7 protein-coding genes are annotated in these 6381 nt (G+C 28.5%); 3 read left to right on the forward strand and 4 right to left on the reverse strand.

Features of this window, described 5'->3' with window-relative positions; all coding sequences use genetic code 11:
* Positions 1-791: 791 nt before the first annotated feature.
* Both Q5O44_RS05690 and Q5O44_RS05695 read left to right on the forward strand, forming a co-directional pair.
* Positions 792-1388, forward strand: coding sequence for a hypothetical protein (locus Q5O44_RS05690; RefSeq protein ID WP_022167433.1), 597 nt, complete (start codon positions 792-794; stop codon positions 1386-1388).
* Positions 1389-1584: 196 nt separating this feature from the next.
* Positions 1585-1869: a hypothetical protein gene (locus tag Q5O44_RS05695; protein WP_302637490.1), complete on the forward strand. Its 285-nt coding sequence runs from the start codon at positions 1585-1587 to the stop codon at positions 1867-1869.
* A gap of 118 nt (positions 1870-1987) precedes the next feature.
* Here the strand turns inward: Q5O44_RS05695 and Q5O44_RS05700 are convergent, their stop codons facing one another.
* Both Q5O44_RS05700 and Q5O44_RS05705 read right to left on the reverse strand, forming a co-directional pair.
* Entirely contained in the window at positions 1988-3322 is a 1335-nt protein-coding gene (locus tag Q5O44_RS05700; protein WP_022167435.1) for a CoA-disulfide reductase, read from the reverse strand.
* A gap of 33 nt (positions 3323-3355) precedes the next feature.
* Positions 3356-4096, reverse strand: coding sequence for a LiaF domain-containing protein (locus tag Q5O44_RS05705; RefSeq protein WP_022167436.1), 741 nt, complete (start codon positions 4094-4096; stop codon positions 3356-3358).
* A 171-nt stretch (positions 4097-4267) separates the two neighbouring features.
* Between Q5O44_RS05705 and Q5O44_RS05710 the strand changes: the two genes are divergently transcribed.
* Positions 4268-4792 (forward strand): NUDIX domain-containing protein, encoded by a 525-nt coding sequence (locus Q5O44_RS05710; RefSeq protein WP_022167437.1) that lies wholly within the window; start codon positions 4268-4270, stop codon positions 4790-4792.
* Positions 4793-4966: 174 nt separating this feature from the next.
* On the opposite strand, the gene Q5O44_RS05715 is transcribed toward Q5O44_RS05710, so the two are convergent.
* Together Q5O44_RS05715 and Q5O44_RS05720 are read right to left on the reverse strand one after the other, a co-directional pair.
* Positions 4967-5593: a histidine phosphatase family protein gene (locus Q5O44_RS05715; RefSeq protein ID WP_022167438.1), complete on the reverse strand. Its 627-nt coding sequence runs from the start codon at positions 5591-5593 to the stop codon at positions 4967-4969.
* Between the two features lie 16 nt (positions 5594-5609).
* Positions 5610-6381 (reverse strand): HAD-IIB family hydrolase (locus Q5O44_RS05720; RefSeq protein ID WP_302637491.1); only part of this gene is annotated, 772 nt, incomplete at its 5' end.

Genomic DNA, 6381 nt, shown 5'->3' on the forward strand with positions numbered 1-6381 from the left:
AAGAAAAAATCAAAAAGATAAAAAAAAAGGAGCTAAAAACTCCTTTGGTACTTATCAACCTTCTTATTTTTCAAACCTAACTCTCATCTTAAATTAATTGCTATTATCTTCTAAAAAAATAATACTTTCTTTTCATTTATTAATTTTTGAAACACGTTAATACTACGATATTTATTTATTTTTTTCTCTTATTTAATATGCTAAATACTATAATTATAAATATTATTATAAATATCAAAATATATAAAGGATTAATCTTAATAGCAACTAAAAATGTACTCTTATCCATATTATACCCCCTTGATCACTTTATATTTTTATATAACTATGCGTTAACCCAACTAGAATATGAAGTTGAACTCATTGTTTTTGGGAAATAACTCAACGGCATACTTACTGCATGTACTGTTTCCAGTCTATACAAAAATAAGCTAAAAGACCTTTTCAATTTTATTTCTCTCACTTCCGTTTTTATCCCCAAATTTTATTATATTAAAAATTTTTGTCAAATTAAAGTCTTTTTTGTAAACATTTTCTATGGTATTGTTATATTATAATATTTCAATTTTATGTAAAAAGAATCTATTAAGTTGATATGAAACATAGTTCTATTTTTCATAGAATTACTCTCTCTTTGTAATTTATTGCACGGCAAACAGCTCTGCAATAAAACTGATTTTTACAGGCTAATCAAAGATATTGAATTTAATTATGCTGCTAGAATATAATAATATCGAGAAGAACAATGTTCATATAACTTAACATATCAAAACTTTTTAGGGGGATTTATTATGAAAAAAAGAACATTACTACTTACTTCTGCATTAACTACTACAGTATTTGCTGATTCAATTAATCCTAGTAATGAGCAGTTAATCGCTATAGTAGACAATGTAGATTTAGACAATTTAGTAAATGATACTGAAAATAATGAAATAATCACAAAACACTATCTTACAAATCAAGAATTAATTGAATTAATAGAATCTGGTGAATTAGATGAAAATTCATTAATAAGTACATATGGGGTGGGTACACCCGCTTGCTATGAATATACCACTAAAAGAGCTTATTTGACAGTATCAAATATTGATGCATTAAAAAGCTATGCTGATTTAGTACATCAAAGTAATTCAATTACTGATAAAATTCAACAAGCTATCAATTATGCAGCTTATCTAACTTCTATTCATTATCCTGCAGTGTCTGAACTATTAAGTACATCAAATATAACATCATGGTGCTATAATACAGTTAGATATATGACTAGTAAAGGTTATAGTAAAGTTGATACCAACTTAAAATTTGAGAGATTTTGGAATGGACATGCTTATTCTAAGCCATGGCAACCATGTGAAGCTCCATCAACTTTAAGCTATGCTCGCTAAAAAAAATAAAAAACTTATTTATTGTTTTATAATATTATTTTTTCTATCTTTATTTCCTTTTCTAGCCTTTAATTCCTATAAAAAAACCTTACATATAGATAAAAATTATATAGGAATATGTAGAGATAATCTCACAGAAAATTTTGTATCTAAAATATCTATACAAATAAGTGCAGATTATGAAAAAGCCTTTACAATGTCACATTTCAAAGCTCTTGATAGATTATCAGGTTCTATAATAATTAATGGTATAGAATATGACCTTTTTGGAATAAGCATCTATGGTGAAAATAACTTAAACTATATTGGTGCATCTGCATATGACACTGACAATGGTAATACTACTCATTTTATTTTTATTTTAGATAACTTTGAAAATATAATTCTTTCTGAAGTGGGCAATGAACAATTAACAAAAACTTATTGTGCACCAGCTCAAACCATAGATGAATTTAATATGATTTTAAATAAACTTAATTAAATAAATAGCTATTGAATAAATATATTTTATAAAAATGACATTTTACTAAATAAAAAGGGGGAGTTTTTTTACACCCCCCATTTTATTAATATAAGAAATTATTAAATTTTATCTACTTCTATTTTGAAACGTTGCCTGCCACATTTAGTACATCCCAAGTTCTTGAGAACGGAGGTGCGTAGCTTAAATCAAGCATTCCTAATTGTTCAGTTGTCATTTTTCCATATATACATGCTGCTATAACATTACATCTTTGCACAGCATCCTTATATCCAGCCACTTGACCACCATAAATTACTTTAGTATGAGCATCATATATTAGCTTAACATATATTTTTTGTCTTCCTGGGTAATAGCTAGTTTGATTCATATCAGTGATAAACTTAGTTTTATAGTCAAAGCCTAATGCCTTCACTTCCTTTTCTGAAAGACCAGTTCTAGCAGCTTCCATATCCATAACCTTTATACAGCTTGATGCCAATGAACCTTGGAAAGCATTATTAGCTCCTGCTAAATTTTCACCAACTATTCTACCAAGCTTATTGGCACCAGTAGCTAATGGTACATATATGGCTTTGTTTGTTATGACACTATTAATTGTTGCACAATCTCCAGCAGCATACACATCTTCTATAGAAGTCTTACCATACTTATCAACAACTATTGCTCCATTTTTTAACATTTCAATTCCACTATCCTTTAAGAAAGCTGTATTTGGTCTAAAACCTGTGGCAACAATGACCATATCAGTATCAAACTCTCTTTTATCAGTCTTAATAGTAGTTATGTTTTCTTTTTTATTAATCTCCATTACTGTTTCATCTAATAATAAATTAACATCATGGTTTCTTATTTCTTCTTCTAACAAATCTGTTATTTCTTTATCAAAAACTTCTGCTAAAATTCTATCTTGCAATTGCACTACAGTAACTTCTTTACCATTCTTTTTAGCAGCTTCAATAACCTCTACTCCTATAAATCCTGCACCTATTACAGTTACTCTTCTTATATTGCTATCTTCCATAAGAGCTCTTACTTTATATCCATCTTCCATTGATTTAAGTGTTAAGACATTTTCTGAATCTATTCCCTTAATTGGAGGAATTATACTTGAAGCTCCTATAGCAATCATCAACTTATCATATGATTCTTCAACAGAAACTCCTGTCATAAGATCTTTCACCTGTAATTTCTTACTATTAAAATCAACTTTCATTACTTCGTGATTTGTAAAAAGCTTTATTCCTGATGCTCTAAATTCTTCAGGAGTTCTTGCTATCATTTCATTTGGATCTTCAAAAAATCCTCCTGCATAATATGGTAACCCACATGCTCCAAATGATACTATATCTCCCTTTTCATACACAATGACTTCATCATTTGGAGACATTCTCTTTAATTTAGCTGCTGCACTCATTCCTGCAGCAATTCCTCCAATAATTACAACTTTCATATGCACCATCCTTTGTTTTTTTATATTTATGTTTTATTTTATCTCTATTCCTCCAAATATAGCAACATATTTTACCTTAACTTTTGGAATATTTTCTATTTCCTTATTTTTTCTAAAAGAAAATCCACCAAAAATTGGAGTGCTTGATACAGTTATAATACGTACATCATCAGGTACATATATATCTATCCCTGCAAATACAGTATTTATTTCTAAGGTTACATCCTCATTGAATTTTGCATCACGTAAATCTACAACTACTCCACCAAAAACACCTTCAATTTTGACATGTTTTAAATTTTGACTTGAATTTTTAAACTCTGATGAACCAAATACAGTTGAATAATTAGCATATTCATCATTATCATACTTTAAGTTTTTACTATACTTGTGTCCATTATTAGCCTCATAATTTCCTTCTGTATATTCTACAGTAACTTTCTCTTTTGTATTTTCACCTTTAAAAAAGGAAAAAATTAAAGAAATACCTATGGCTATTATTCCAATTGGTATTATTAATCTCCAAACCAATCTTGTATCAAATATATCCCAACTATCGCATAATAAAATAACACCTATCACTAATAAAATTACCGAACCAACATTGAATCCATCCCTTAATATTAATACTAAACCTGGGATAATCATGAACATAGTCCACCAACCTGGGAAAAATACATCTATATACCATAGCTCCAATACATTACCTGTGAAAATAACACCAACTGCTAATACTACTAACCCCCATAAAAGTTTTGAATAATTCTTTTCCATAACCCACCCCTATTTTATATTTCATAAACAGCATATTAATCCTACTGCTATGTATAATTAAATAATAATACTGTTTACCAAAAATTTGAACTCCTATTGTAAATATACCCCTAAAAAATTTTTCATACAGTATGATATAATCTATATATAATTTTATGGAGGTATTTTTATATGAATCTTTCGGAAAAAACATTAAGCGAAGAAATAATATATAAAGGTGATTATCTAACATTTACTAAAGTAAAAGTTCAATTGCCTGATGGTAATGAAGCTAACAGAGATATTATTAAACACCCTGGTGCTTGTGGAATAATTCCTTTTATAGACGAAAATCACATAATATTAATAAAACAATTTAGAAAATCCATAGATAAGGTTATTTATGAAATTCCTGCTGGAAAATTATCCTTAAATGAAGCTCCTGAAAATTGTGCTTATAGAGAACTAGAAGAAGAAACAGGCTATAGAGCTAGCTCATTATTCCATCTTGGAACTGTTGCTATTGTTCCTGGATATTGTGATGAATTACTATATCTTTATAAAGCAACAAATCTTTCTCTAGCAGAAAAACATGAAGATTTCGATGAATTTACAGAAGTAGAAATTTTCACCCTTGAAGAAGTTAAGAATATGATAAAAAACGGTGAAATAATTGATGCAAAAACAATAACTGCTTTAGCATACACTCTTATTTAATTATGAATGATGAATTATGAATTATGAATTAATGAAGAAACTCGCAGAGTTTCTATAAATTTCATCCTTTCTAAACTCCCTTAAGGAGTTTATTCCTCAATTCATCATTCATCATTCATAACTCATCATTAACTAAGTTCATCATTCATCATTACCTAAGTTCATCATTCATAATTATAAAACTGGTTCTGCTTCTAAGTGTTTTGTGCTTGCTTCCTGAAGAATGCTAATAGTTCTTGCTACTTTATCTACTTCTAATATGGTAAGACTTGTATTTCCAATCCTTGGAGTATCCCAAATTTTATCTACAGGTAGATTCCTTGCAATACTATATATGGATTTCACCACTAATGCGTGTGTAACCAATAAAATATTTCCATCATACTTGCTATCTATTACATCATTTATACCTTGTCTTACTCTTTCTCTAAACTGTTCCAAATATTCACCATCTACAGGAATATATGCTTCTGGCTTATTCCATAAGTTATAGTGCTGCTCTGGATACTCAGCCTTAACATCTTGGAAAACTCTGCCTTCCCATGTACCAAAATTTAATTCTCTAAAATTATCATTTGAGGTTATAACAATATTTTTATCTCCTAAAATAAATTTTGTTGTATCTATTGCTCTTTGAAATGGACTTGTAAATGCACATTGAAAATCAACATCTCTTAAATATTTTCCCAGTGCCTTAGCATCTTCAATTCCCTTTTCTGTTAAGTTTGAGTTCTTCCAACCTTGTATTCTTCCCTCAGTATTCCAAATTGTTTCTCCATGTCTTACTAAATATATTCTCATAAATTCCCCCGTAAAATTATTGCATATTTAATACTTTTTCTATAGCCTTGCCAACCCCATCATTATTATTTGTCTCTGTTATATATGTAGCTATTTTCTTTATCTCATCCATTGCATTTTTCATTGCATATGAATTTTTAAATTCAGTAAACATTGAATAATCATTAAAGCTATCTCCTAAGACCATAACCTCATCTTTTTCAATACCCTTCATCTTTGCTACCTTTGCTAATATTAAGCCCTTTTGTGCTTGTATATCATTTACTTCTATATCATATTCTGAAGTTGAAGCAACTGCTAATCCACCTATTTTATTTATCTTTTCTTTCAAGTCTCTTATAGTTTCTTTGTCTTTATGAGACGTTATTATTTTATAAAATACCATTTCTGAGCTTATAATTTTATCGATATCTTCTATATCAAACTCTATCATTTTTTCTCTTATCTCAGTTAATAATTTGATTATATTATCTTTTGTCATTTCTTTATTAAATTCTTTAATTCTATTTACAGTACTTTCAAAGTCTTCTTTTGAATACTTTGTTGTAAAAATACCTTCACTAGTATAAATATCAACTATACTACTTTCTTTTAATATCTCCACTATAATATCTTTTACTTTATCTTTTTCAATACCTATGCTTTCTATTACCTCTCCCTTACAATCTCTATATTCTGCCCCATTCATAACTATAGCTTCACATTTCAACTGATACTTGTCCAAGAATGGTTTAACCATAGAGTAATCTCTACCTGTAGCTATAGCAAATTCTATACCAGATTCTTGT

Origin of the sequence: Clostridium sp. CAG:221 (assembly GCA_000435835.1) — a bacterium.
Lineage (GTDB): Bacteria > Bacillota > Clostridia > Clostridiales > Clostridiaceae > Clostridium.